Consider the following 1,139-nt stretch of genomic DNA (forward strand, 5'->3'; position numbering starts at 1 on the left):
CACTTACGAGCCATCGAGAAGGGGCAAATTGTTACCTGAAAAAGAAAATAGTTCAAAAGTTCTTCAAAAACATAGTCATTCGCTCGATTCGCTTATGAATCGTAATCCTTTTGGATTCCAAGGCACTTGCAATCTCGGACTCGGTGTACCCGGCATAGACATAGAGCGTAAGGATTTTGAGATCAAGTTCCGATAAGCTTTCAAGAGCAGCCAGCAACCGCTCATTCTCGATTTCGCCGATCCATCCAAAGCGGCTCTTGGTTTCGTGGTAGGTATCTGTTACCGTGATCGCAGCCTCATATTGCTTAAGATCTGCTGCTTTCCTTGCGTCAACGTCATCTTCGCCATCACAGACTGCCACCGTGCTGGCATCATAGGCGCGTTCACTGTTCAGGACGCCCAAATCAAACTCATACATCGCCTGAATTGCCTCTTCGCTCATTCCGGCTTCGCGGTACTGCACACGGAGTTGCTCCCACTTTGCGTTCAGCTTGCGACGTTCATTACCATTATTGAAACTCATGTGTAACCTCCAAATTTTCGATAAAGCGTAAAAAGTCGAAAATTTGGAAGGCTACGGATATTTCGCCGCTTGGGGCATCCACGAAAAACGGACAAACATAAAGCCTGCTCCTTTTTGCGGGAGCAGGCTTCCTGAAGGCTAAAAAATAGCCGGACAACCAACTAACAGAGCGGTTCTAAAAGCAGAATCACTCTATCAGCTGTTGCCCGGCTATTTGGTGCACGTTTCATACATTGCCTTGCGGCAATGGCCCGTTGCTCGGTGACGAACAGTCCATATTCAGGGTGCAATGCACCCGATTTTTGAAATTGTGTTTTGTCTAAAAAGTCAGCGCCTGCGGTAGGCTAAGTCAACGGTTGCTACGTTGCCGCACTTGAGGCACTTTATGCTGATAGAGCCTGAACAGCTCTCAGTTTTTTGGTAGAGCTTGTGTCCGCAAACCGGACAAAACCTCCAGCCAATGCTGAATTGTGCCTGCTGTATATTGTTCAGCGGTTTACTCTTAAAAGAGCGATTATTTGACCAAGTCATATTATTCTCCAAATCGAATGACGTCTAATGGGTGGCAGTGGATGGGTTTGCCGTTGATGATCTGCATCTGCTGTAATCTGATCCT

The 1,139-nt window shown here is 46.9% G+C and carries 1 protein-coding gene; it reads right to left on the reverse strand.

Annotation, left to right across the window (positions count from 1 at the left end; all coding sequences use genetic code 11):
• Positions 1 to 52: 52 nt before the first annotated feature.
• Positions 53 to 523, reverse strand: coding sequence for a sigma factor-like helix-turn-helix DNA-binding protein (locus tag AAAU26_RS00355; RefSeq protein ID WP_097791182.1), 471 nt, complete (start codon positions 521 to 523; stop codon positions 53 to 55).
• Positions 524 to 1,139: the final 616 nt, after the last annotated feature.

This window comes from Faecalibacterium longum, assembly GCF_040094125.1.
Taxonomy (GTDB): domain Bacteria; phylum Bacillota; class Clostridia; order Oscillospirales; family Ruminococcaceae; genus Faecalibacterium; species Faecalibacterium longum.